Origin of the sequence: Pseudonocardia asaccharolytica DSM 44247 = NBRC 16224 (assembly GCF_000423625.1) — a bacterium.
Classification (GTDB): domain Bacteria; phylum Actinomycetota; class Actinomycetes; order Mycobacteriales; family Pseudonocardiaceae; genus Pseudonocardia; species Pseudonocardia asaccharolytica.
The window spans coordinates 351,377-375,575 of record NZ_AUII01000003.1; the positions used below are offsets into that span (position 1 = coordinate 351,377).

Consider the following 24,199-nt stretch of genomic DNA (forward strand, 5'->3'; position numbering starts at 1 on the left):
TAGGTCGACGGTCATCGAACCACGACCTACTGTGGCCCCATGAACGACGAGCGCCCCCGCCCGGCCTCCTCCGAGCCGTCTCCATCCGCGTCGATCCCATCGGCTTCGGCCCCATCGGCTTCGGCGCTGCGAAGGGCCCTGCGACGGGCGCGGGACGGTGCGGTCCTGGATGTCACGGAGGCCGCGGTGCTGCTCGCCGCCCGCGACGGCGAACTCGACGCGCTGCTCGACGCCGCGGCCCGGGTGCGTGACGCGGGCCTGGGCCACGCCGGCCGCCCGGGCGTGGTGACGTACTCGCGCAAGGTGTTCATCCCGCTGACCCGGCTGTGCCGGGATCGCTGCCACTACTGCACGTTCGCGACGGTGCCGCACCGGGTGCCCGCGGCGTTCCTCGAACGCGACGAGGTGCTCGAGATCGCCCGGGCCGGGGCCGCGGCGGGGTGCAAGGAGGCGCTGTTCACCCTCGGGGACCGCCCGGAGGACCGCTGGCCTGCCGCGAAGGAGTGGCTGCACGCCCGCGGGTACGACTCGACCCTGGACTACCTGCGGTCGTGCGCGATCGCGGTGCTGGAGGAGACCGGGCTGCTGCCGCACCTCAACCCGGGCGTGCTGTCGTGGGCGGAGCTGACCCGGCTCAAGCCCGTCGCGCCGAGCATGGGGATGATGCTGGAGACCACCGCGACCCGGCTGTGGTCGCATCCCGGTGGGCCGCATTACGGCAGCCCGGACAAGGAGCCCGCGGTCCGGCTGCGCTGCCTCACCGACGCCGGCCGCGTCGGCGTCCCGTTCACCACCGGGATCCTCATCGGCATCGGGGAGACCCGGACCGAGCGCGCCGAGTCGATCTTCGCGATCCGGTCCGCGGCCCGGGCGCACGGACACGTCCAGGAAGTCATCGTGCAGAACTTCCGGGCCAAGCCCGACACCGCGATGGCGAACGACCCGGACGCCGATCTCGCCGATCTCGCCGCGACGATCGCCGTCGCCCGCCTGGTGCTGGGGCCGAAGATGCGGATCCAGGCGCCGCCGAACCTGGTTGGCGACGAGTTCACGCTGATGCTGCGGGCGGGCATCGACGACTGGGGCGGGGTCTCGCCGGTCACCGCCGACCACGTCAACCCGGAGCGGCCGTGGCCGGCGATCGACGAGCTCGCGGCGCGGTCGGCCGAGTACGGATTCGTGCTGCGGGAGCGGCTGACCGCGTACCCGGGGTATGTGCTGGCGGGCTCGCCGTGGATCGACACCCGGTTGCACGCACACGTCGCGGCACTGGCCGACCCGGCGACCGGTCTGGCGAACGAGGACGCGCGGGTGGAGGGCAGACTGTGGCAGGAGCCGGACGGCGGGTTCGCGGCCACCGGGCGGATCGACCTGAACACCTCGATCGACACGACCGGGCGGGCCGCCGACCGGCGCGGCGACTTCGACTCGGTGTACGGCGACTGGGACGCCCTGCGCGACGAGCTCGCCGCCCGGCCGGCCGCCGCGCCACCCCAGCGCGGAGCGCAGGCGAAGCGCGCCTCGGCACAGCGGCTCGACGCGGATGTGCGCGCCGGGCTGGCGCTGGCCGCGTCCGATCCCGCGGCGCTGCTCGACCCGGCCAACGCCGCGGCCGCGATGGCCGTGCTGACCTGCGATGGAACGGCGCTGGAGGAGCTGGCCCGGCTCGCGGACCGGCTGCGCGCCGAGGTGGTCGGCGAACCGGTCACCTACGTGATCAACCGAAACATCAACTTCTCGAACGTGTGCTACGTCGGCTGCCGGTTCTGCGCGTTCGCCCAGCGGGAGCGCGACGCGGATGCGTTCCGGCTCTCGCTCGACGAGGTCGCCGCCCGGACGGTCGAGGCGGTGTCCCACGGCGCCACCGAGGTCTGCATGCAGGGCGGCATCGATCCGCAGCTGCCGGTGGGCTTCTACGCCGATCTGGTGCGGGCGGTGAAGGCGGCGGTGCCCGGCATGCACGTGCACGCGTTCTCCCCGATGGAGATCGTGTCCGCGGCGGCGAAGGCCGGGGTGTCGACCGCCGAGTGGCTCACCGAGCTGCGGGACGCCGGGCTGGACTCGATCCCCGGCACCGCGGCGGAGATCCTCGACGACGAGGTTCGATGGGTGCTCACGAAGGGCAAGCTGCCGGCGTCGCAGTGGATCGAGGTCGTCACGACGGCACATGAGCTGGGCATCCCGTCGTCGTCGACGATGATGTACGGGCACGTCGACTCCCCGCGACACTGGCTCGGCCACCTACGCACCCTGGCGCGGATCCAGGACGCGGCCCGGGAGCACGGCAAGGCCGGGTTCACCGAGTTCGTCCCGCTGCCGTTCGTGCACCACAACGCCCCGATCTATCTGGCCGGGATCGCCCGTCCGGGCCCGACCGAACGCGACAACCGGGCGGTGCACGCGTTCGCGCGGCTGGCCCTGCACGGCCGGATCGACCATGTGCAGTGCTCGTGGGTGAAGCTCGGCGACGCGTTGGCCGCCCGGATCCTGGCCGGCGGGGCCGACGACATGGGCGGCACGCTGATGGAGGAGACGATCAGCCGGATGGCGGGCTCGGAGAACGGTTCGGCACGCACCGTGGCCGAGCTGACCGCGATCGCGACGGCGGCGGGCAGGCCGATCCGCCAGCGCACCACCACCTACACCGCCCCGGTGAGTGCGTAACAGTGTTCTAACACTGTTACGCACTCACCGGGGGTGTGAGCTGGGCGTACTGTGGTCGGTATGGGTGTCCTCGGTGAACTGTTCCCCGGGCCGAAGATCAGGGACGAGGCCGGTGAGTCCGGCGACGGCGAGAAGTGGCGGCTCGGTCCGATCGATCTGGAGCGCGGGACGGTCGTCGTGCACCGCGCGCCGGCCGAGGAGGAGCCGGGGCCCGACGGCCCCGTGAGCGAATAACACTGTTCTGACGGTCGTTCGTACTCACGAGGCCCGCAGGGCCTCGGACCCTCGGTGGCTGCGAGAATCGCGGCCATGACCGGGATCGACCCCACCACCGACGGACGCCCGCGGGTGCTCTCCGGCATCCAGCCGACCTCCGAATCTTTCCACCTCGGCAACTACCTGGGCGCGATTCGGCAGTGGGTGGCCCTGCAGGACGATCACGACGCGTTCTACTTCGTCCCCGACCTGCATGCGATCACCGTCGAGCACGACCCGAAGACGCTCGCCGCGCGTACCCGTAACGCGGTCGCCCAGCTCCTCGCCCTGGGGCTCGACCCCGACCGTTGCACCGTGTTCGTCCAGTCCCATGTGCCCCAGCACGCCCAGTTGGCCTGGGTGCTGGGCTGCCTCACTGGCTTCGGCGAGGCCAGCCGGATGACCCAGTTCAAGGACAAGGCGACCAGACAGGGCGCCGAGCGAGCCACCGTCGGCCTGTTCACCTACCCCGTCCTGATGGCCGCCGACGTGCTGCTCTACCAGGCAGACCGGGTACCGGTCGGGGAGGACCAGCGTCAGCATCTCGAGCTCACCCGCGATCTCGCACAGCGGTTCAACTCCCGGTTCGGCACCGCGTTCGTGGTGCCCGAGCCCTACATCCTCGCGGGCGCGGCGAAGATTCAGGACCTGCAGGACCCGGCGACGAAGATGAGCAAGTCGGCGTCCACCCCGGCGGGGATCGTGGAACTGCTCGACGACCCGAAGGTCTCGGCGAAGAAGATCCGCTCGGCGGTGACCGACGCCGAGCGCGAGATCCGGTATGACCCCGAGGCGAAGCCCGGCATCGCCAACCTGCTGACGATCTACTCCGCGCTCACCGACAAGAAGATCAGCGAGTTGGAAGCCGACTACGCGGGTAAGGGCTACGGAGATCTGAAGAAGGACTTGGCCGAGGTCGTCGCGGACTTCGTTGCCCCGTTGCGGGAACGGGTACAGGGATATCTCGACGACCCGGCCGAGCTCGATCGGGTGCTCGCGCGCGGATCCACCCGGGCGGGTGAGGTGGCCAGCGCGACGTTGGCGTCCGTCCACGAGAAGATCGGCTTCCTATCGCCGACGACATGAGGTGAGGCCCGGTGGCTGCTGATGCGAAGACTGCGGGGACGGAGGTCGGCGACAAGCAGCCCACGAAGCTCGAACGGCTGCGTGCGCGCTACCCCTGGCTCGACCACCTCGTGCGGTCGGCGGAGCGCTACAAACAGAGCCACGGCGACCACTACGCCGCCGCCATCACCTATTTCAGCGTGCTCGCCCTCGTGCCGCTGCTGATGATCGCCTTCGCGGCTGCCGCGTTCGTGCTACGCGCCCAGCCCGACCTGCTCCGGCAGCTGCAGGACGGCATCACCAGCGCGGTGCCCGGTCCTCTCGGCGGCACCCTCAACAGTGTCGTCGAGACCGCGATCGGGCAGGCCGGCGCGGTCGGCGTGCTCGGCCTGCTCGGCGCGCTCTATTCGGGTGTCGGCTGGATGAGCAACCTGCGCGAGGCGTTGTCCGAGCAGTGGGCGCAGGCGGAGCAGCCGTCGAACGCGGTGAAGAAGCTGGTGTTCGACCTGATCGCGCTGGTCGGGCTCGGGCTCTCGCTGGTGGTCGCGTTCGCGGTGACGGCCGTGGGCACCGGGTTGGGCCGCACCCTGCTCGAGCTCGTCGGGCTGGGCGATCAGGGCTGGGCCCAGTTCCTGCTCGGGCTGGCGGGTGTCGTACTGGGGCTGGTCGCGAACTGGCTGGTCTTCCTGTGGGTCATCGCCCGGCTGCCCCGCGCGCCCGTGTCGGCGCGCAGTGCTCTCAAGGCGGCGCTGCTGGGCGCGATCGGGTTCGAGATCCTCAAGCAGATCATGACGATCTACCTGCGGACGGTGACGGCCTCGCCCGCGGGCGCGGCGTTCGGCTCGATCATCGGTCTGCTGATCTTCGTCTTCTTCGTCTCGCGGTTCCTGCTGTTCGTAACGGCCTGGGCAGCCACGGCCAGGGAGAACGAGCTGCCGCAGCGCGCCGAGGTGCCCGGGCCCGCGGTGATCCGCCCCGAGGTCGTCACGCACTCGGGGCCGGACGGGCGAACCGCGGCGGGCCTGGTCGGGGCCGGGGTGGTGATGGGGTTGCTGGGGATGCGGTTCTTCAGCGACGCCGCCCACCGCCGCTGACCCCGCCCCCGCGAGTCGCGGTATTTCCGCGACCGGGTCGGGGCCGATCACCGCGGGATGCGTCGGCGCCCGACCACGACGACCAACGCGACGACCGCGGTGAGCGCACCGAGCCCGGCGAACAGCCGCGCGGAGGTCAGTCCGCTCCCCGCGCCGTCCTCGCCGCCGGCCGCCTGCAGGCCGGGACCATGCCCGGGGGGCTGCGGGGAGGCCGGACCGTCGGAGGCGGCGTCCACGAGCATCCCGACCGAGGTCGACGCCGGCAGCGCGAACCCGTGGTCGAGCAGCGCCGCGGCCTGGCGCCACATCGGCTCCGGATGTTGCTCGCCGCGCACCAGCGCGACCACCAACCGTCGCCCGTCGCGCTGTGCCGCCCCGACGAACGTGTGCCGGGCGACGTCGGTGAACCCGGTCTTTCCACCGATGGCCCCGGGGTAGCGCAGCAGCAACTGGTTGTCGGTGTAGAGCTGGAAGCCGGGCTTGTCGCCGTAGCCGGGGAACTCGACCGAGCGGGTGGCGATCAGCCGGGCGAACTCCGGCTTGCCCAGAGCCGCCCGGAACAACAATGCGAGGTCGTAGGCCGAGGTGGACATCCCGGGACCGTCCAGGCCGGACGGTGTCGCGGGCCGGGTGTCCAGCGCGCCCAGCCGAGCCGCCTCGGCGCTCATCGCGGTCAGCGTGGCCGGCACGCCGCCGAGCGCGCGCGCCAGCGTGTTGGCGGTGTCGTTGCCGGAGTTGAGCAGCAGTCCGGCGAGCAGCTGCCGGACGGTGTAGCGGCCGCCCGGTCCGATGCCGGCGCGGCTGCCGTCGACATGTGCGTCGCCCGCGGTGGCGACGACGACGGTATCGAGGTCGAGGCGTTCCAGCGCCACCAGCGCGGTCAGGACCTTCAGCGTCGACGCCGGGCGCTGCCGGCCGTGCGGATCGTGCGCCTCGAGCACAGCGCCGGTGTCGAGGTCGGCGACGATCCATCCCGCCGCGCTGACCGCCGGGGGCGGGGTGGCGCCGGGGGCGAGCACGTGACCGCACGAGCCGAGCCGGGGCCCGCCCACCGGTTCGTCGGGGACGGGTAGTGGCGCGGGTGGGGCCGCACCGGGGACGAGCTCCTCGGGTGCCGCCGGGGACGGTGGCGCCTCCTGACCGGGGCAGACCCCGGGGTTCCCGGGGGACAGGTGCCGCTCGGCCACCGGCACGACCGGTGTGGCCGTCAGCGCGAGCTGACCTCCCGCCGCGACGATCAGTGCGACGACCGCGGCCGACGCGGTCACCGCTGCGTGCAGCACCGCACAACGGACCCCGGTCACAGGGGGAACCTAGTCCAGCTCGTGAGCGCGCAGCATCGCGGGAACAGTGTTACGCACGCACGGGGCGAAGCCACGCCGGTGGTGAGGGTCGGGCACGATGGTGGCCGATGCGCGACTACCGGAGCCCCCGCACCCGCGGTGACCGACCCGCCGGGCCGGTCGGTCGCCCGCGTCCGGTGCCGGGCGGCCCGCCGCCCCGGCCGAACGCGGCGCGCCCGCCCACCGATCCGCCGACCACGCGTCTGCCGCCCGTACCGTCGGCCCCGTCGGAGTCCGGAGGCCGGTCGTCGCTGATTCGCTCGAGCAGCGTCATAGCGGTCGCCAGCCTGGTCAGCCGAGTCACCGGCTTCCTGCGGACGCTGGCGCTGGTTGCCGTGCTGGGACTCGGCATCGTCAACGACTCCTACACGATCGCCAACACGCTGCCGAACATCGTCTACGAGCTGCTCCTCGGCGGGGTCTTGACGAGCGTGATGATTCCGCTGCTGGTCAGGGCCCAAACCGACGACGCCGATGGCGGGGTCGGATACACCCGGCGGCTGCTCACCATCACCGGGGTCGCCCTGTTGCTCGCGACCGTCGCCGCGATGCTCGCCGCGCCGTTGCTGACCCGGCTGTATCTCGGCACGCAGACCAGCAACTCGGCCAACCCCGAACTGGCCACGATGTTCGCCTACCTGCTGCTGCCGCAGATCTTCTTCTACGGCATCGGCGCCCTGCTCGGCGCGATCCTCAACAGCAAGGGGGTGTTCGGGCCGTTCGCCTGGGCGCCGGTGCTCAACAACGTCGTGGTGCTCGCCGTGCTGGCGGCCTACGCGGCGGTCCCCGGCCAGATCAGCCTCGACCCGGTCCGGATGGGTGACACGAAACTGCTGGTCCTGGGCCTGGGCACCACGCTCGGCATCGTGGTGCAGGCGGTCGTGCTGCTGCCGTCGATGCGCCGGATCGGGTTCCGCTACCGCCCGGTGTGGGGCTGGGATCCGCGGCTCACCGCGGCGGGCGGGCTCGCGGGTTGGGTCGTGCTCTACGTGCTGATCGGCCAGGCGGGCTACATCGTGACCACCCGGGTCGCGGCCGCGGCCGACGCCGGCAGCGTCGCCACCTACAGCTACGCGTGGCTGCTGCTGCAGGTGCCCTACGGGGTTCTCGGTGTCTCGCTGCTGACCGCGCTGATGCCCCGGATGAGCCGCGCCGCGGCGGAGGGACGGCTGCACGACGTCGTGGCCGACCTTTCGCTCGGCACGCGGCTGTCCGCGGTGGCGCTCATCCCGATCACGGTGGTGCTGACCCTCTTCGGCACCGAGGTCGGCGTCGCCCTGTTCTCCCTCGGCGCCGGGAGCGCGGGGGGCGGCTCGGCCCGGCTCGGTGCGACGCTCGCGGCCTCGGCGTTCGGCCTGCTGCCGTACGCGGTCACCCTGCTGCAGCTGCGGGTGTTCTACGCGCTCACCGACAGCCGGACCCCGACGCTGATCCAGCTGTTCATCGTCGGCCTCAAGATCCCGCTGTTGCTGCTGTGCCCGGTGCTGCTACCGCCCGAGCGGGTCGTGCTGGGGCTGGCCGCAGCCAACGCCCTGTCGTTCGCGTTCGGGGCCGTGCTCGGGCAGGTGCTGGTGGCCCGGCGGCTCGGCCGGGCCCGCACCGGCGAGATGCTCGGCACCGTCGGCCGGACGACCGCCGCGTCGATCGCCGGCGGGCTGCTGGCCTACGGCGCGGTCGTCCTGCTCGATACCGGCCCATTGACCGGTTGGGCCCCGGTCGGCCGCGCCTGGACCGTGCTCGCGCTCGCGCTGGTGGTCGCCACTCCCGTCACCCTGCTCGGGATGCGGGTCCTGCGGGTCCGCGAGCTCGACCCGTTGTGGCGCAGGCTGCCGGGCAGCCCGGCCCGCGGCGGGGGCTGAGACGGGCCGGAGCCGTCCCGGTCAGGAGTCCGGGTCGTCGGCGACGGTGTCGGCCGGTACCCCGTTCGGGCTCTTCGCCGTGGCCTTGGCCCGACTCGCCCTGCGCTGGGTGGGGCGCGGCGGCGGTGGGGGCGCCTGCACACCGGTGCCGCGGCCGAGGATCAGCTCCGCGAACGTCGCCATCGCCTCGTCGAGCTGGCCGGCGCTGCGCCGCTCGGACTCCTCGTTCGCCCGGTGCACCAGCGCGGTGACCGCGGCGGTGTCGGGGCGCTGGTCCAGCGCGGTCCCCAGCACGCCGAGTTGCACCTCGACGCCGGTGCTGAACTCGCCGAGCCGCCCGCCGAGACCCTCCTCGACCGCATCGAGCCGGGTGGTGATGGCGTCGAGCCGTCCGGTCAACGCCTCCAGCCGCTCGGCCAGCGCGTTCAGCATCTCGGTTGGGTCGACGGCCGGGCGCGCCGCCAGCTCCTCGAGCCTGCGGTGCAGACCGACGCTGGTGTCGCCGAGCAGGTTGCGCAGGCCCTCACCGGTCTCCTCGACCGAACGCAGCGCGCCGTCGAGTTGTTCGCGCACCGTCCGTTCGACGCCGTCGACGCGCTCCTTGATGGGGGTCCCGACGGCGTTGGGCATGGCGTCGAGGCGCATCTCGTGGCGGTCGAGCCGGTTGTCCAGGTCGTCGAGGCGCTTGTGCAGGCCGCCGAGACGGTCGTCCAGGCCGTCCATCCGGCCGGAGACCCCCTCGAGCCGCCCGGCCATGCCGTCGAGTCTGCCGTCGAGCTGGGCGAAGGGCTTGGCGAGCTTGTCCGGCAGCGACTCCAGGGCGCGCGCGACGGACCCGAGCGCGGCGTCCTGCGCGTCGAGCTTCGCGACGGTCTCGTCGAGCCGCTCGGCGAGGACGCTGACCTCGGTCCGATCGGGCAGTTCGGTCAGTCGCTTGCGGACCGTGCCGAGGGCGTCGAGTGCGGTGAGTCGGGCATGGATCTCGTCGAGGGAGTCGAAGATCTGCTGCTGTTCGCTGTCGCGGATCTCGGCAGCGCGCATGAGCATGCCGCGCATCCGGTCGAACGACAGGGTTGAGTTATCGCTCATGGCTGACCGTGCTTCCTCTGAGCCGGATGGGGAGCTGAACAGAGCGTAGCGAGTCACGTTTCCCACTCGACGTGGCGTCGATGTTGCGCCGCATGGGGGACGATCTTCGTCCGTTCCGGGGTGTTCCGCTGCGGTATAGCGTGGTGGGCGTGCCTGCGCCGCTGACCATCGAGAACATCCGCGACGCGCCGAAGGTCCTGCTCCACGATCATCTCGACGGCGGGCTGCGCCCCGCCACGGTCGTCGAGCTGGCCGACGCGATCGACTACCGGTCGCTACCCACCCGAGATCCCGACGAGCTGGCCGGCTGGTTCCTGGGCGCCGCGCACTCCGGTTCGCTGGAGCGATACCTGGAGACGTTCGGACACACCGTCGCGGTCATGCAGACCGCCGAGGCGCTGCGCCGGGTCGCTACCGAATGCGCGGAGGATCTCGCTGCCGACGGCGTCGTCTACGCCGAGGTCCGGTTCGCCCCGGAGCTGCACGTCGAGCGCGATCTGGATCTCGACCAGGTCGTGGAGACCGTGTTGGAGGGCTTTCGTACCGGAGCCGAACGCGCCGCTGCGGCCGGGCGACCGATCAGGATCGGCTGCCTGCTGACGGCGATGCGGCATGCGGCCCGCTCGCGGGAGATCGCCGAGCTCGCCGTCCGCTACCGCGACGTGGGGGTGGTCGGGTTCGATATCGCCGGCGCGGAGAAGGGCTATCCACCCACCCGGCATCTCGACGCGTTCGAGTATGTCCGCCAGCAGAACGCGCACGTGACGATCCACGCGGGCGAGGCATTCGGGCTGCCGTCGATCTGGGAGGCCATCCAGTGGTGCGGGGCCGACCGGCTCGGGCACGGCGTGCGGATCGTCGACGACATCGCGGTCGGCTCCGACAAGACGGCGAAGCTCGGGCGGCTCGCCGCCTATGTCCGGGACACGCGCATCCCGCTGGAGATGTGCCCGACCTCCAACGTTCACACCGGCGCGGCGCCGTCGCTGGCCGACCACCCCATCGGGCTGCTGGCGAAGCTGCGGTTCCGGGTCACCGTGAACACCGACAACCGGCTGATGTCGGGCTGCTCGATGACCTCGGAGATGGCCGCGCTCGCGGAGACGTTCGGCTACGGGTGGGTCGACCTGGGCTGGTTCACCGTCAACGCGATGAAATCGGCCTTCATCGGCTTCGACGAGCGGCTCGCGCTGATCAACGAAGTGATCAAGCCCGCGTACGCGGCACTGCAGGCCTGATCCCGGGACCGAGTCGACGCGGCCTCAACCGCAGGTCAGCGGCCCCTGTGAGTGCGTAACAGTGTTCTAACGCTGTTACGCACTCACAGGCGGCGAAGGCGCGACTCGAGGTCGTCGACGAGCCCGCGCCACCGGGCGGCCTCGGCGTCGAACGGCGGGCTGGGGGCCAGCCGGGTGGGGTCGGGGCGGATCACGAACGACACCAGCCAGCCCAGGCTCTCCGACTCGGCCAGCGCCTCCCGCGGCCCGTCGTCGCCTGCCCACTCGCCGACGTCGAGCAGCAGTTCGGTGGCCAGGTCCAGCTGCGTGGGATCGACGGCGAGGATGCCCTCCGCGAGGTCATGATCGATTCCGGTGAGCACGTAGTTGTTGAGTTCGTCGACGCTCACCTCCAGCTCGCCGACGGCGGCCCTCTCGACGACCTCGTCCCAGGTCGACGCGGCGACGAGGTCGTGCCCGTCCTTGCCGGCGCCTGCGAGGTGGCGGGCCAGCGCGCGTTCGCTGCCGAACACGTCGATCCTCCCGGCGCTGCCGAGGAAGACCGGTCTGTCGTCGAGGTAGCAGCGCAGGGTGAGGAACTCGCCGTAGCGGGTCGTGATCCGGATCGGGTCGATGCCGACCTCCTCCCAGAACGTCGGCGGCCGCTCGTCGGACGGCCCGCCCTCGACTGCCTCGGCCTCGATCCGCGCATCGTCGGCATCGGGGCTGCCCACGCCCTCCCGTTCGGCGAGCTCGGCGGCCTCGCGCTCGGCGGCGGCGAGCGCCCTCGGGTCGACGTCCGGGGTGACGACCAGCGAGTCGAGCGCGTCGATGACGTCGTCCCAGCGCTCGGCGACGGTCTTGACGAGCTGGGCCCACAGCCGCCCGCCCTCGCGTCCGGCGAACGGCAGCGTGCCCTGGTGCAGCAGCCCGAACCCGGGCGCGGAGTCGAGGATCTGGGTGATCTCCTCGAGATCGCACACATCGGCTAGCGAGCCGACCATGTCGACGACCGTGGCGAGGTCGGCGATCGTCCAGGTGTCGGCCTCGCCCGCGACGAGCTCGGGCACGCCGATGACGTCGTAGCGCTGCGTCTCCTCCGGGGTCAGCTCCGCGACCGACAGCCGGGGGACGAACGACCACGCGGGGTGGTCGGTGAGGTCGTGCTCGGGCCGGGTGCGCACGAACGCCGCGAGCTGGGCGACCTCGGGGAAGGCGAACAGCGCGTCGTCGTCGCCGAGGAAGGCCTCCCACTCCTCGCCGTCCTCCCGCCAGCGGGGCGCCCAGAGCGTGACGAGGTCGCCTTCGGTGAGCGAGAGCTGGATCGGGACGATGTCGCTTGCCACGGCCGGGAGCCTAGCGGCGGCCGCTCGGCGTGTTCGGCCAACGCCCCGTTGCCCCGGCCTGTGCTGGGCGGGGCCGGGGCAACGGAACCGGATGGGGAGTCTGTCGGTGCCGGGAATCAGGTCGAGGTGTGTAGCCGGACGACGCCGACGGTGACGTCCTCGAGACCGCCGCGGTCGAAGTCTCGACGCAGCTGGTCGGCTTTGATCGTCGCGGCCAGCCCGTCGAACGGTCCGTGCGCGTCGACCTCTCCGGTCTGCGGGTCGACGGCCAGCACGACGTATCCGTCGCACTGCGTGAGCTTTTCCGCCGCTGCGATCAGCGCCGCATGGTTGGAAGTCGAGTTCTCCGGCACCGGATCACCTCCTCGTCACCTAGTACAGCGTCGGCGGCGGCTCAGGTGTGACAGCGTTTGTGGCTTACCACCCGTTCGGGTCAGGATGTCGGGGACAGGTCGTCACTGATCGCGCTCGTTCGACGACTCACCGCATCGGCGGCGAAACGAGCTGCGGTCCGAACGTCCCCGACGTGGACACTCCTCGTGATCATGGCAGTCGGCGCCGCGGGTCCGCCGCGGCCGCTCCGGAGGCACGGTCTGATGGGTGAGGTGGCTCCACTCCGAGGTCACCGACCGTCCACATCGGTCACTCACTGTGATCATCGGTGGCTGATCCGCATCAAACGACGGTGGTGATGCCAGGATCAACGGCATGCGTGTTCCCCGCACCTCGGATCATCGCTTCGCCAAGCTCCCGGACATCGATCTCGCGCCACGGCACGCCGAGGCGCTCGCCGCCGGGGTCGTCCGGTTCGTCGAGGCCATCCGGTGAGCCCGGCAGGTCCGTCCCGCAGCTCCGCGGCGAACGCCGGCTGGGGCTGTCGGCAGCTCGGCGACTTCCGGAAGCTCCGGCCGCTGCCAGGGCGGTTCAGCTGGCTGCGCCCGGGGCCGCTGCTGGCCGCGCGCAACGACTGGCTGGCCCGCTGGCTGGGCGACCCCACCGACGAGATGCGCCGCGAGTGGTTGCGCAGGCTGCCCGGGCTGCTGACGGCGGTGCAGCCGGCACCGCGGGTCGATCTGGCCGAGCGGATGATCGAGCGGTTCGCCGGGCGCGACCGGGTCTCGATGGCCCTGCTCGGCGATGCGGGCGAGGGCGACGCGTCGCAGTACGCTGTGGTCCCGGTGCTGCTCGAGGCCGCCGGAGACACCGACCTCGCGGTCCTCTGCGGTGACGTGATCTACCCGGCGGGCGGGATCCGGGCGTACGAGGACCGGTTCTACCGGCCCTACGCCGACTATTCGGGGCCGATCTACGGCGTGCCGGGCAACCACGACTGGTACGACGGGCTCACCGGCTTCATGACGACGTTCTGCGACGTCCCGCCTGACGCCGGGCCGCCGCCGCCCGGCGGGCGCGGGGGGCGCGCCGCGCTGCGCAGGCTGCTGTGGCGCCGCCCGGCGACGGTCACGGTCGCCGACGTCGCCGGCATGCGCTGGTACCGCGACGCGGACAGCCAGCTCGCCGTCCAGCCCGGACCGTACTGCGTGATCGACACCGGCCCGGTCCGGCTGGTGCTCATCGACACCGGCATCACCGGGCGGATCGACGCCGACCAGGGCCGGTGGCTGCGCCGGGTCTCGACGACCAGTCCCAAGCCCAAGATCCTGCTCACCGGCAAGCCGATCTACAGCTACGCGGCGTTGCAGCCCTGCCCGATCGTCGACGAGGCCGGCGGCACCGTCGGCGACGTCAACGAGATCGTCACCGACCCCGCGTGCAACTACGTGGCCGTGATCGGCGGCGACGACCACAACTACCAGCGCTACCCGCTCCGGCTGCACGACGGGCGCACCATCCTCTACCTGGTGAACGGCGGCGGGGGGGCGTACCTGTCGGCCACCCACCAGATCCCGAACGTCGACGCGCTGGCCCCGGCGTGTCACGAGGAGAACTTCCGCTGCTACCCGCTGCGCGGCGACTCGCTCGCGCATTTCAGCCGCCGCTACGACGCGCTGCTGCGCTTCGGCAGCGGCCGGCTGACGATCTCCCCGCACGACGCGACGACCCTGATGGCCGAGCGGATCGGCATCACCCCGCCGCGCACGGGCACCCCGCCGGAGCAGATCAGCAGGCGGGCGCGGCGGGCCGCGAGGCGGGTCTACCCGTTGCCGGCCCGCGGCGCGCCCGCCGCGCACAACTTGATGTCGGTGTTCTTCGACTCCGACCGCCCGCCGATGTTCAAGAGCTTCCTTCGGGTCGACGCGTCGGCAGCGGAGATCGTGATCGACTGTTGGGCGGCCACGGGATGTCGGGAGCACGAGCGCGAACCGGTGCTCGAGGACCGGATGCGCGCCAGGCCCGACGCGTCCGGCCGGTGGTGCTGGACGAGCGAGACCCCCGGCCGCTCCGTCCCCTGACGGCTAGCCTGCTGCCCATGGACGTCCAGGTTGTCGAGCATCCGCTCGTCAAGGCGCGGCTGAGCACGCTGCGGGACGCGCGGACCGACAACGCGACGTTCCGGGTCGCGCTGCGCGAGCTCACCCTGATGCTGATCTACGAGGCCACCCGGGACGCACCGGTGTGCAGCTCGCCGTTGCACACCCCGATCGCCCGCACCACCGGCTACCGGCTGGCGAACCCGCCGGTTCTCGTGCCCGTGCTGCGGGCCGGCCTCGGGATGGCGGATGCGGCGCACACGATGATGCCGGAGTCGCGGATGGGGTTCGTCGGCGTCGCCCGCGACGAGACGACGTATCGGCCCATGCCCTATATGGCGTCGCTGCCCGAGTCACTGGTGGGCTGCCCGGTGTACGTCCTTGACCCGATGCTGGCCACCGGTGGCTCGATGGTGCACACCATCGGCGTTCTCGTCGAACGCGGCGCCACCGACGTCACCGCGGTATGCGTCCTCGCCGCGCCCGAGGGCATCGACCAGCTGGCCGCCAGCGGGCTGCCGGCTCGGGTGGTCACCGCCAGCATCGACGAGCGGCTCAACGATTCCGCGTTCATCGTCCCCGGGCTCGGTGACGCGGGGGACCGGCAGTTCGGGGAGGTCTGAGCGGAGCGTGCGGAGCGAACATCGGCGCTGAGCGCGTCCCTCGACGGCGCCCTACCGCGCCTGCCAGCCCTGTATCGCCGTGCGGAGCACCGTCTCGAACGCGTCGCTCGGGTCGGCCGCCGCCGGCAGCCGGAAGTCGCGCAGCTGCAGCGATACCAGGCCGTGCAGGACCGCCCACAGACCCAGCGAGACCGTGCCGGGGTCGGCGTCGGAGCGCAGCGCACCACGGTCGATCGCCCGTTCCACGAATCGGATCAGCCGCCCGAACGGTTCGGCGGCCGCCGCGGCCGTCTCCCCCTCGAACGGCAGCTCGCCCACCACGCCGCCGAACATGACGTCATAGAGGTGCGGATCGGCCAGCGCGCTGTCGCGGTAGGCGAAACCGAGTGCGACGAGGTCGTCGATCGGGTCGTCGCCGGGCTGCACCCTGGCCAGATGCGTCCCCATGCGGTGGAACGCCTCGTCGACCAGCGCCTTGAGCAGCGCGGGTTTGCCGCCGAACAGGGAATAGACTGCGGTGGTCGAGGTTCCGACTTCGGCGGCCAGCTTGCGCAGGCTCAATGCCGCGAGGCCCTGCGCGGACAGCGTCTGCCCGGCCTGCTCGAGCAGTCGGTCACGCAGCGACTCGTCGTGCACCTTGGGGCGGGGCATGGCAGGAGGCTAGCGCAACACCGTTTCGGAACGGGGTGACGCGCCGTTGTAACGATCCGATCACGGCACCGAGATTCCGAGGGGTGCAGTCGAGGATCGGGGGCATTACGGTGCGAAGCCGGGTCGGCCGAACCGTCGTCGGGGTGTTCGCCCTGATCCTTGTCGTGACGTCGCTGTCGGTGGGGGGCACGCCCGCCTCCGATCCGGAACCGCAGCCCGGTGCGCGAATCGTCGCCGCCCGCCCGGTGATCCCGCTGCGGGTGCTGCCGCTGGGCGCGTCGAGCACGGAGGGGATCGGCAGCCCCGGAACGGCCGGGTACCGGGCTCCGCTGTTCACGCTGCTGCGGCGCGACGGCGTGGCAGTCGAGTTCGTCGGATCGTTGTCCCGCGGACCATCCGGTCTGCCCGACCGCGACCACGAGGGCCATTCCGGCTGGACGATATCCATGCTCGCCCCGCGGGTCGGGCATTGGCTTCGCGCGAGCAGACCGGACGTGATCCTGTTGCATGCGGGGACGAATGATCTCGGTCGCGGGGCGAGCGGCGCGGTCGTCGCCCAGCGGCTGGACGACCTGCTGAGCCGGATCTATGCGCAGGTGCCCGCGGCGCACGTCGTCGTGGCCGGGGTATGGGCACCGATGCCGCGGGCCAGGGCCGCGCGGGCCGATCTCGCCGCCCACATCCCGCGGGTGGTGGCCCGCCACCAGGTTCTCGGGCGCTCGATCAGCTTCGTCGACACCTCGGATCTGCTGCGTCCCGGCGACCTCGCCGACGGACTGCATCCCAACGCCACCGGGTATCGGAAGATCGCGCGGATGTTCCGCGGCGAGATCGAGCGCTGGCTGGCGACGCGGACGGGACCCGCGGCCCCGCCCCCGTCGCGGTAGCCGCGGCTATTCCGACAGCGTCGCGGCGACGGTGGCGCCCAGCTCCCAGCACGCCTCCAGCGCGGCCTTGTCGGGGGCGCCGAGGATCTGCACGGGGGCGACGACGCGTTTCCAGCCAAGGCCATCGGCGATGGACTCGACGGCTCGCACCGCGCCCTCGACGCCGAGGTTTCCGTGCACGTACAGCCCGTAGGGCAGCCCGCGGCGGTCGTCGAGGGTGGGGTAGTAGATCTGGTCGAAGAAATGCTTCAACGCCCCCGACATGTAGCCGATATTGGCCGGGGTGCCGAGGACGGCGCCGTCGGCGGCCAGCAGGTCGTTGACCGTCGCCGCCAGCGCGGCGCGGCGAACGACCTCGACGCCGGTGATCTCCGGGTCGGTCGCCCCGCGCAGCACGGCGTCGAACATCTCGGCCATCGCCGGCGAGGGCGTGTGGTGGACGATCAAGAGCTGTTTCATCGGCGTACCCTCCGGCCCTGTGAGTGCGTAACAGTGTTAGAACACTGTTACGCACTCACAAGTCGTGTGTAGCAGGTGCGGAGCGCGGCGAGCCGGTCGGCCGCGCGGGCGCGCGCGTCGGCCAGTGCGGCACGCCCCGCCACCGGCTCGACGACCTGGAGGTAGACCTTGAGCTTGGGTTCCGTCCCGGACGGCCGGACCACGACGCGCTCGCCGCCGCGCCGCAACACCAGCACGTCGGGCGCGGGGCGCTCGAGCGTCCACCCGGCGGGCGGCGCGCCGTGCAGCCGGTCGACCACCGCATCACGCGCTGCGGGCTTCAGCCGGAACGCCAGCCCCTCGGTGTGGTGCACCCCGTGCGCGACCGCGAGCTCGTCGAGCCGGTCGAGCAGGCACTGCCCCCGGGCGCGCAGTGTCGCCGCCAGATCGGCGGCCAGCACGGAGGCGGCGATGCCGTCCTTGTCGCGCACGGCGTCGGGATCCACGCAATAACCCAGGGCCTCCTCATAGCCGTACACCAGTCCCGGTCCGCCGCGCGCGATCCACTTGAAGCCGGTGAGGGTCTCGGCATAGCGGGCCCCGTGCGCCGCCGCGACCGCGCGCAGCATCGACGACGACACCACGGTCGTCACGACCAGCGGATCGGAATTCCCGCCGGCGCGCAGGATGTGGTCGCCGAGCAGCACCCCGGTCTCGTCCCCGGTGAGCATCCGCCACGTCCCGTCCGGCGCCGCGACGCCGAGCGCGCATCGATCGGCATCCGGGTCGAGCGCAATAGCCAGGTCCGCGCCGACCGCTGCGGCCAGCTCCAGCAGTGCGTCGGTGGCGCCCGGTTCCTCCGGGTTCGGGAACGCGACGGTGGGGAAGTCGGGATCCGGCGCGGCCTGACCCGCGACGACGTGGACGCCGGTGAAGCCCGCCCGGGCCAGCGCGTGCACCGCGGTCGAACCGCCGACGCCGTGCAGCGGGGTCAGCGCGATCCGCAGCGCGCGCGCCGGGCCGCGCGGCAGCCGGGCCACTCGGTCCAGATAGGACTCCGTGACGTCCACGACGGTTTCGCCTGTGGCGGTCGGGATCGACACCGCCGCGGGCGCCGCCGCGATCCGCGTCTCGATCTCGGCATCGGCGGGCGGGGCGAGCTGCGCGCCGTCGGCGAGATAGACCTTGTAGCCGTTGTCGGGGGCTGGATTGTGGGACGCGGTGATCGCCACACCGGCGACCGCACCCAGCTCGCGCACCGCGAAGGCCACCAGCGGGGTGGGCGCGGGATCGGGCAGCGTCCGCACCGCGAACCCGGCACCGGCCAGCACCCCGGCCGCCGCGGTCGCGAACGCTGCCGAACCGTGCCGGGCGTCGCGGCCGACGACCACAACCCCACCGCCGTCGCCGCGATCGCGCAGCCACGCCGCCAGACCTGCGCTTGCCCGGCGGACCACCGCGACGTTCATCCCGGCCGACCCCGCCCGCACGGGCCCGCGCAGCCCGGCGGTGCCGAAGACCAGCGGCCCGGACATCCGCTCGGCGAGATCGGCGGCGGCATCCCCCTCACCGGCCAGCGCCGCGGCGAGCACCCGCTGCAACTCGGCGCGGGTCGCCGGATCCGGATCGTCGGCGGCCCAGCGCAACGCCGCATCGCGCAACCGCGGCGTCAGCGTGCGCATGCCCGGCTGATCAGCTCGCGCAGCAGCCCACCCATCCGTGTCGCCGCGGCCCGTCCGGCCGCGAGCACCTCCTCGTGGTCCAGCGGTGCCCCGGTCATTCCGGCGGCGAGATTGGTGACCAGCGACAGTCCGAACACCTCGACGCCTTCGGCCCGTGCCGCGATCGCCTCCAGCACCGTCGACATGCCGACGAGGTCGGCGCCCATCCCCCGCAGCATCCGGATCTCGGCGGGGGTCTCGAACTGCGGGCCGCGCAGCCCCGCGTAGACGCCCTCGGACAGCGACGGGTCGATCTGGCGGGCCAGCGCCCGCAGCCGTGGGGAGTAGAGGTCGGTCAGATCGGTGAACCGCGGCCCCACCAGCGACGAGACCCCGGTCAGGTTGAGGTGGTCGGAGATCAGCACCGGGTCGCCGACCGCCATCCCCTCGCGAATCCCGCCCGCGGCGTTGGTCAGCACGACGGTGCGGCATCCGGCCGCGGCCGCGGTGCGGATGCCGTGCGCGACGCCGCCGACGCCGTGGCCCTCGTAGAGATGGGTGCGGCCGAGCAGGATCAGCACCTGCTGCTCGTCGACGGGCACCGAACGGATCGTTCCGCCGTGCCCCGCGACGGCCGGTGGCACGAAGCCGGGTAGCTCCACCATCGGGACCTCGACGGCCGGTTCGCCCAGCAGGTCGGCGGCGGGGCGCCAGCCCGACCCGAGCACCACGGCGACGTCGTGCGCGACCGTGCCCGTTGCCCTGGCCAGCGCCTCCGCGGCCTGGTGGGCGACGTCGACGGACGGCGGGGCCTCGGGGACGCTCATGCGCCGCAGCCTAGCCAGTGTCGCGCGGCGCTCCGGCCGTGATCAGGCGCCGGGTGGTGTGAACCCGGCGACGAGCGTGCTGAACAACTCGGCGGAGATGTCCTCGCCGGGCCCGGCAGGCACCGTGAGCCGGATGGTCCACACGCCGTCGCCCGCCGGGACCATCCGCAGCCAGCTTCGTTGTTCCAACGAGTCCACGGAGGTCCGATAGGTCAGCTCCTGGGCGCCCTCGGCGGCCCCGGCGACCGGCACAGCGGGCTCGACGGTGACGTCGTCGGCGCCGAGCTGCTCCGGGGTCAGCGCGTCGAGCACCGCGGTGGCCGACGCGGCCCGCTGCACGACCAGCTCCTCGGTGCTGCCCGGGCTGACGAAGCTCACCACCGGTGTGCCGTCGGGGGGCTGGTCACGGGACCGGGTCCAGGTGGCGGGAATGCCGAGCCCGAACCCGTCCGGGTCGTGGTAGTCGCTGAGCGCCGCGCGCGCGGTGGTGACCGTGACGGTCGTCAGCGGCGACTGCCCGGCCAGCGCCCGGGTCACGGCCCAGCCGCCCGCAGCGCCGAGCAACACGATCACCGCGCCGGCCATCATCAGGGCTGCGGCCCATGACGCCGGCAGACCTGGCTCACGGCGCCGGGCCGGCCGGGCCCCGGTCGCCGTCACCGGTCGGGCCGGCGCCACCGCGGGCCGGGGCGGGCCGCTCGGCGAGCCCGTCGGGGAGCGCGGTGGCGAACCGTTCGGTGCAAGGGGAATGCCGGGCAGCGCTCCGGGGGAGGTCGGCAGCGGTGCCGGCCCCGGCGCGACCTGCCGGGGCGGCGATCCGAGCCCGATCGGCAGCGGGCCCGGCGCGTCGGCCAACGGCGCGGACCATCCGGAGCTGGACGTGGTGGGCCGGTGCCCATCCGATCGCTCGGCGGGACGCGGGTGGGGGATGGCGCCGCCGACCGTCGGCGAGTCGGGCGAGCCCGGATACAGCGGATCCTCCGGATCGGCGAGCAGCGGGCGTAGCCGTTGCCGCACCTCGTCCAGCGGCATCCGCTGGTCCGGCTCCTTGACCATCAGCGCGGCGATGACCTCGGACACCGGACCCGCGTCGCGGGGGCGCGGGACCTCGCCGTCGACGACCTCGGTGATCGTCGAGACGGGATCGCCGCGCACATCGTAGGGCGGACGGCCTTCGAGCGCGGCGAACAGCGTGGCACCGAGCCCCCACAGGTCCGCGGCCGGGGCCACGGCCTGGCCCGCGGCGACCTCCGGCGCGATGTAGGCGGGCGAACCGAGCACGAGCCCGGCCGTCGTCATCGGGGCGTCGGCGGCATTGCGGGCGATCCCGAAGTCGGTCAGCTTGACCCGCCCGTCGTCGGCGACCAACACGTTGCCGGGCTTGACGTCCCGATGCGTGATACCGGCTCGGTGCGCCGCGCGCAGCGCTCCCGCGGTGGCGTAGCCGACGACCGCGGCCTGCCGGCTCGTCAGCCGTCCCTGTTCGGCGATCATCGTCGCGAGGTTCCGCGACGGCAGCAGCTCCAGCACGACGAGCGGCTCACCGCCGATGTCGACGACGTCGTAGACCGTGATGACGTTCGGGTTGGACAGCCCGCCGAGCGCCCTGGCCTCGCGCAGCATGCGCTCCCGCATGGCCAGCGCCTCGTGCTCGGGTATCCCCGGCGGGACCTTCAGCTCCTTGACCGCCACCCGCCGTTGCAGGACCTCGTCGTAGCCCGACCAGACCGTGCCCATGGCGCCGCTGCCCAACTGCGCCGACAGCGTGTACCGGCCGCCGATCCGGCGCGGCTCGTCGTCACCCGGCATGGACACGCCCCTCATTGTCTCCGTCGCGGACACCGGATGCCGACCGGCCCCGCCGGTGGGCATCCGGCCCGGCGGACACGCCGTCCGGCGACGCGCGACAGGTGCCGGGTCGTCGAGCGGCCGATTTCGCCGCTCGACGACCCGGCACCGGCCGTGGTGACCGTTCGTCTCCGTCCATGGGGCCGTCCGCAGCAGACGGCCCTCCCCTCGGCGAGGGCCGCCCCGAACAGCCGGCTTGAGGTTGGTGCGCCTCCGCCTGGCTGAGCACCATGGACGGGTGGATGATGAATGGGCGGATGCCCATGCAGGAGGGCGGTGAGGAAGGGTGACGCTGCTCGAGATGCACCGGGATCGCCCGCAGACCGCCGATCCGGTGGTGGCCGATATCGGGGCCGGGAGCGGGCCGTCGTGGCTCGACTCGTGGCTTGACCGGAACCGCGCAGAGCTCGCCGGCTGGCGACGCACCCTGCATTCGGCACCCGAGCTCGCGCGTTCCGAGCACCGGTCCACCGCGCTGGTCGCCCGCTGCCTGATGGCTGCCGGGCTCGAACCGTGCACCCTGCCGGGCGGCACCGGCCTGGTCTGCGATGTCGGATACGGGGACCGGTGTGTCGCGCTGCGCGCCGACCTGGACGCGCTGCCGCTGGTGGAGGCCACCGGCCTGCCGTTCGCCTCCTCCATCACCGGGGTGATGCACGCCTGCGGGCATGATGCGCACACGGCGATCGTGCTCGGCGCCGGGCTCGCGCTGGCCTCGGCGCCGTCGCTGCCCGGGCGGGTCCGGCTGATCTTCCAACCGGCCGAGGAGGTGCAGCCCGGCGGCGCGCTCGACGCCGTGGCCGGCGGCGCCATGGCGGGTGTGGAGCGGATCTTCGCGCTGCACTGCGACCCGCGGCTCGAGGTGGGCAAGCTCGGTACCAGGATCGGCCCGATCACCTCGGCGTGCGACATGCTGGAGATCCGGCTCACCTCGCCGGGCGGGCACACCGCGCGCCCGCACCTCACCGCCGACCTGATTCAGGCCATCGGACTGCTGATCACACAGCTGCCGCTGTTGCTCACCCGTCAGGTCGATCCGCGGTCGGGCACGGTGCTGGTCTGGGGCGCGGTCGAGGCGGGCGACGCCGCGAACGCGATCCCGCAGCACGGGGTGCTGCGAGGCACGCTGCGCACGGCCGACCACGCGACCTGGGGCGAGCTCGAGGACAGGATCCGCGCACTGGTCGCGGCGCTGCTGGCACCCACCGGGGTCGGCTACGTGCTCGATCACGTCCGCGGCGTGCCTCCGGTCGTCAACGAGGAGGTCAGCTCGGGCCTGCTGCGCGACGCCGCGGTGGCTGCGGTCGGCCCCGACGCGGCGGCGACCACCGAGCAGTCCAGCGGCGGCGAGGACTTCGCCTGGTATCTGGAGCACGCCCCGGGCGCGATGGGCCGGCTCGGGGTGTGGCCGGGGACCGGCCCGATGCGCGATATCCACCAGCCGACCTTCGACCTCGACGAGCGTGCCCTGCCCCTCGGCGTCCGCATCCTGACCCGAGCCGCGCTGGCCGCCCTCACCTCCGCGACCGAGTCGGGGTGAGCTGTCCACGGGACGGTCGAACCATCCACAGGCGAGCGAGACCTCCTGCCCATCCGGGCGCGGCTGCGCGACGGTCGGGCCATGAAGCTACCAACGACAGGCCTGTACGGCGCCTGCCTGTGCAGCGACGCGGCCGCGGTACTGGGTGAGTACGAGCTCCGGGCCGCGCTGGAGAACGGGGAGCTCGTCTCCACCTGGGCCGGCGTCGTCGCCGAACCGCCCGCGCGGCCGATCCCCGCACCATCGTCGCGTCGGCTGTGCTCGCGGGTGGGGACGGATCTGCTGTGCCGCGGCCGGCAGCAGGACGCGCTCGCGGATCAGAGGGACTTGCGGCTGGGGCGGTTGCGCAGCGCGGCCACGTAGTCGTCGGGAGCTCCGGCCTGCTCCGCGGCATCGGCGATCACGCCGAGATACCGCGCGGAGGGCATCCCGCCCTCATAGGCATCGAGCACGTAGATCCAGGCCAGGACGTCGCCCTCCAGGGTGTGCACCCGCAGCCGCAGCTTCTTGTGCAGTCCGAGCTCGCCGCCTTCCCAGCGGTCGAGCTGCGCGGCGTCGTGCTCGGAGACGTCGTAGAGGACGACGAAGACCTGCGAGCCGGGATGTTCGACGACCGTCGCGAGCGCACCCTCCCACGCGAAGTCCTCGCCGCCGAACGTCAGCCGCCAGCCCTGCAGCCACCCCGTCCCGGCCATCGGCGAGTGCGGAGCACGCTCCTTCATCTGCGCCGGATCCATGTTCGACCCGTAGGCGGCATACAGCGGCACCGCCACAGACTAGTAGACCGTCGCTGCTATCTCTTGGGGTATAGGTGGCGGAGTTTGATGCGGGCGTCGGCGGTGGTGAACTGCCAGTCGACCTGGCGCTGATCGGCGTTGGTGGTGTGTTGCCAGGCGGCGAGTTCGATGTTGAGGGTGTCGAGGTCGGTGATGCGCCGGTGCAGGCACTGGCCGGTCAGCGCCGAGAGTTCGATCTCGGCGATGTTGAGCCAGGAGCCGTGTCGGGGGGTGTGATGGATCTCCAGTCGTTGTGCCAGGTCGAAGGCGGTGGCGGGGTCGAAGGTCTCGTAGAGCGAGCCGATGGTGTGGGTGTTGAGGTTGTCCATGACCAGCACGACGGTCTCGGCGTCGGGGTAGTCGTGGATGAGCAGGTGGTGCACCTGGCGGGCCCAGTCGGTCTTGGTTCGCTGCGGTCGGGCGTCGACGCGGCGCCGGCCGCGCAGGGGTTCGACCCAGACGAAGATCGAGCAGGTGCCGTGGCGGACGTACTCGGAATCTTCTCGACGGTCGTGCCCGGGGGCGGCGGGGATCGGGTCGCGGGCGGCGGCCAGGAGTCGGTAGGGCTTCTCGTCCATGCACAC

22 protein-coding genes are annotated in these 24,199 nt (G+C 72.4%); 11 read left to right on the top strand and 11 right to left on the bottom strand.

Annotated features, from left to right (window positions below):
- Positions 1-39: 39 nt before the first annotated feature.
- The 4 genes from G567_RS0105880 to yhjD all read left to right on the top strand — a co-directional run bounded on the left by G567_RS0105880 (position 40) and on the right by yhjD (position 5,078).
- Positions 40-2,664: a bifunctional FO biosynthesis protein CofGH gene (locus G567_RS0105880; protein WP_084795890.1), complete on the top strand. Its 2,625-nt coding sequence runs from the start codon at positions 40-42 to the stop codon at positions 2,662-2,664.
- Positions 2,665-2,724: 60 nt separating this feature from the next.
- Positions 2,725-2,898, top strand: a complete 174-nt coding sequence (locus G567_RS33960; protein ID WP_154667124.1) for a hypothetical protein — start codon at positions 2,725-2,727, stop codon at positions 2,896-2,898.
- A gap of 75 nt (positions 2,899-2,973) precedes the next feature.
- Entirely contained in the window at positions 2,974-4,005 is a 1,032-nt protein-coding gene (trpS, locus tag G567_RS0105890; protein WP_037055917.1) for a tryptophan--tRNA ligase, read from the top strand.
- Between the two features lie 11 nt (positions 4,006-4,016).
- Entirely contained in the window at positions 4,017-5,078 is a 1,062-nt protein-coding gene (gene yhjD, locus G567_RS0105895) for an inner membrane protein YhjD (RefSeq protein WP_028929259.1), read from the top strand.
- Positions 5,079-5,125: 47 nt separating this feature from the next.
- Here the strand turns inward: yhjD and G567_RS26980 are convergent, their stop codons facing one another.
- Positions 5,126-6,382: a D-alanyl-D-alanine carboxypeptidase family protein gene (locus G567_RS26980; protein WP_147200872.1), complete on the bottom strand. Its 1,257-nt coding sequence runs from the start codon at positions 6,380-6,382 to the stop codon at positions 5,126-5,128.
- A gap of 107 nt (positions 6,383-6,489) precedes the next feature.
- Between G567_RS26980 and murJ the strand changes: the two genes are divergently transcribed.
- Positions 6,490-8,280, top strand: a complete 1,791-nt coding sequence (murJ, locus tag G567_RS26985; RefSeq protein WP_084795891.1) for a murein biosynthesis integral membrane protein MurJ — start codon at positions 6,490-6,492, stop codon at positions 8,278-8,280.
- A gap of 21 nt (positions 8,281-8,301) precedes the next feature.
- Here the strand turns inward: murJ and G567_RS0105910 are convergent, their stop codons facing one another.
- Positions 8,302-9,369 carry a hypothetical protein gene (locus tag G567_RS0105910; RefSeq protein WP_028929260.1) on the bottom strand — a complete coding sequence of 356 codons (1,068 nt, stop codon included), beginning with the start codon at positions 9,367-9,369 and terminating at the stop codon, positions 8,302-8,304.
- Between the two features lie 92 nt (positions 9,370-9,461).
- On the opposite strand from G567_RS0105910, the gene G567_RS0105915 reads away from it, so the two are divergent.
- Positions 9,462-10,607 carry an adenosine deaminase gene (locus G567_RS0105915; RefSeq protein WP_147200871.1) on the top strand — a complete coding sequence of 382 codons (1,146 nt, stop codon included), beginning with the start codon at positions 9,462-9,464 and terminating at the stop codon, positions 10,605-10,607.
- Between the two features lie 83 nt (positions 10,608-10,690).
- Here G567_RS0105915 and G567_RS0105920 read toward each other — a convergent pair whose 3' ends face one another.
- Together G567_RS0105920 and G567_RS0105925 are read right to left on the bottom strand one after the other, a co-directional pair.
- Entirely contained in the window at positions 10,691-11,932 is a 1,242-nt protein-coding gene (locus G567_RS0105920; RefSeq protein WP_028929262.1) for a hypothetical protein, read from the bottom strand.
- Between the two features lie 116 nt (positions 11,933-12,048).
- The gene (locus G567_RS0105925; protein WP_028929263.1) at positions 12,049-12,285 is read right to left on the bottom strand and encodes a hypothetical protein; all 237 of its coding nucleotides are present in this window, start codon (positions 12,283-12,285) and stop codon (positions 12,049-12,051) included.
- Between the two features lie 471 nt (positions 12,286-12,756).
- Between G567_RS0105925 and G567_RS26990 the strand changes: the two genes are divergently transcribed.
- On the top strand, positions 12,757-14,346 hold the full coding sequence (locus tag G567_RS26990; protein WP_051232341.1) for a metallophosphoesterase family protein: 1,590 nt from the start codon (positions 12,757-12,759) through the stop codon (positions 14,344-14,346).
- Between the two features lie 17 nt (positions 14,347-14,363).
- Positions 14,364-14,987 carry a uracil phosphoribosyltransferase gene (gene upp, locus G567_RS0105940; RefSeq protein ID WP_028929264.1) on the top strand — a complete coding sequence of 208 codons (624 nt, stop codon included), beginning with the start codon at positions 14,364-14,366 and terminating at the stop codon, positions 14,985-14,987.
- A gap of 51 nt (positions 14,988-15,038) precedes the next feature.
- Here the strand turns inward: upp and G567_RS0105945 are convergent, their stop codons facing one another.
- Positions 15,039-15,638 (bottom strand): TetR/AcrR family transcriptional regulator, encoded by a 600-nt coding sequence (locus tag G567_RS0105945; RefSeq protein WP_028929265.1) that lies wholly within the window; start codon positions 15,636-15,638, stop codon positions 15,039-15,041.
- A gap of 110 nt (positions 15,639-15,748) precedes the next feature.
- Here G567_RS0105945 and G567_RS26995 point away from each other — a divergent pair, with 110 nt between their 5' ends.
- On the top strand, positions 15,749-16,525 hold the full coding sequence (locus G567_RS26995; protein ID WP_051232343.1) for an SGNH/GDSL hydrolase family protein: 777 nt from the start codon (positions 15,749-15,751) through the stop codon (positions 16,523-16,525).
- A 6-nt stretch (positions 16,526-16,531) separates the two neighbouring features.
- Here the strand turns inward: G567_RS26995 and G567_RS0105955 are convergent, their stop codons facing one another.
- From G567_RS0105955 to G567_RS0105970, 4 genes are read right to left on the bottom strand one after another with little or no spacing between them, the layout of a single operon-like run.
- Complete coding sequence (locus tag G567_RS0105955) at positions 16,532-16,984, bottom strand: flavodoxin family protein (RefSeq protein WP_028929266.1); 453 nt, start codon at positions 16,982-16,984, stop codon at positions 16,532-16,534.
- A gap of 47 nt (positions 16,985-17,031) precedes the next feature.
- Positions 17,032-18,645 (bottom strand): phospho-sugar mutase, encoded by a 1,614-nt coding sequence (locus tag G567_RS0105960; protein WP_028929267.1) that lies wholly within the window; start codon positions 18,643-18,645, stop codon positions 17,032-17,034.
- Positions 18,633-19,451, bottom strand: a complete 819-nt coding sequence (locus G567_RS0105965) for a purine-nucleoside phosphorylase (protein ID WP_028929268.1) — start codon at positions 19,449-19,451, stop codon at positions 18,633-18,635. Before G567_RS0105965 ends, G567_RS0105960 begins: the two co-directional genes overlap by 13 nt.
- Before the next feature lie 42 nt (positions 19,452-19,493).
- Entirely contained in the window at positions 19,494-21,260 is a 1,767-nt protein-coding gene (locus G567_RS0105970; RefSeq protein ID WP_051232344.1) for a serine/threonine-protein kinase, read from the bottom strand.
- Positions 21,261-21,600: 340 nt separating this feature from the next.
- Here G567_RS0105970 and G567_RS27000 point away from each other — a divergent pair, with 340 nt between their 5' ends.
- Both G567_RS27000 and G567_RS0105980 read left to right on the top strand, forming a co-directional pair.
- A complete protein-coding gene (locus G567_RS27000) occupies positions 21,601-22,839 on the top strand; it encodes an amidohydrolase (RefSeq protein WP_037056039.1) in 1,239 nt (412 codons plus the stop codon).
- 81 nt (positions 22,840-22,920) lie between these two features.
- On the top strand, positions 22,921-23,202 hold the full coding sequence (locus G567_RS0105980; RefSeq protein ID WP_028929270.1) for a hypothetical protein: 282 nt from the start codon (positions 22,921-22,923) through the stop codon (positions 23,200-23,202).
- Here G567_RS0105980 and G567_RS0105985 read toward each other — a convergent pair.
- A complete protein-coding gene (locus tag G567_RS0105985) occupies positions 23,157-23,606 on the bottom strand; it encodes a gamma-glutamylcyclotransferase family protein (protein ID WP_028929271.1) in 450 nt (149 codons plus the stop codon). The genes G567_RS0105980 and G567_RS0105985 overlap by 46 nt on opposite strands.
- 26 nt (positions 23,607-23,632) lie before the next feature.
- Positions 23,633-24,199: IS630 family transposase (locus tag G567_RS0105990; protein ID WP_028929272.1), on the bottom strand; the 567-nt coding region annotated here is incomplete at its 5' end.

Bases quoted from the DNA above. Each gene is read 5' to 3' on its own strand.
- G567_RS0105965 (WP_028929268.1), bottom strand. From the start codon at position 19,451: ATGAGCGTCCCCGAGGCCCCGCCGTCCGTCGACGTCGCCCACCAGGCC.
- G567_RS0105910 (WP_028929260.1), bottom strand. From the start codon at position 9,369: ATGAGCGATAACTCAACCCTGTCGTTCGACCGGATGCGCGGCATGCTC.
- G567_RS0105880 (WP_084795890.1), top strand. From the start codon at position 40: ATGAACGACGAGCGCCCCCGCCCGGCCTCCTCCGAGCCGTCTCCATCC.
- G567_RS0105955 (WP_028929266.1), bottom strand. From the start codon at position 16,984: ATGAAACAGCTCTTGATCGTCCACCACACGCCCTCGCCGGCGATGGCC.
- G567_RS33960 (WP_154667124.1), top strand. From the start codon at position 2,725: ATGGGTGTCCTCGGTGAACTGTTCCCCGGGCCGAAGATCAGGGACGAG.
- G567_RS27000 (WP_037056039.1), top strand. From the start codon at position 21,601: ATGCACCGGGATCGCCCGCAGACCGCCGATCCGGTGGTGGCCGATATC.
- G567_RS0105960 (WP_028929267.1), bottom strand. From the start codon at position 18,645: ATGCGCACGCTGACGCCGCGGTTGCGCGATGCGGCGTTGCGCTGGGCC.
- G567_RS0105915 (WP_147200871.1), top strand. From the start codon at position 9,462: ATGGGGGACGATCTTCGTCCGTTCCGGGGTGTTCCGCTGCGGTATAGC.
- murJ (WP_084795891.1), top strand. From the start codon at position 6,490: ATGCGCGACTACCGGAGCCCCCGCACCCGCGGTGACCGACCCGCCGGG.
- G567_RS0105980 (WP_028929270.1), top strand. From the start codon at position 22,921: ATGAAGCTACCAACGACAGGCCTGTACGGCGCCTGCCTGTGCAGCGAC.
- G567_RS0105945 (WP_028929265.1), bottom strand. From the start codon at position 15,638: ATGCCCCGCCCCAAGGTGCACGACGAGTCGCTGCGTGACCGACTGCTC.
- trpS (WP_037055917.1), top strand. From the start codon at position 2,974: ATGACCGGGATCGACCCCACCACCGACGGACGCCCGCGGGTGCTCTCC.
- upp (WP_028929264.1), top strand. From the start codon at position 14,364: ATGGACGTCCAGGTTGTCGAGCATCCGCTCGTCAAGGCGCGGCTGAGC.
- G567_RS0105970 (WP_051232344.1), bottom strand. From the start codon at position 21,260: ATGCCGGGTGACGACGAGCCGCGCCGGATCGGCGGCCGGTACACGCTG.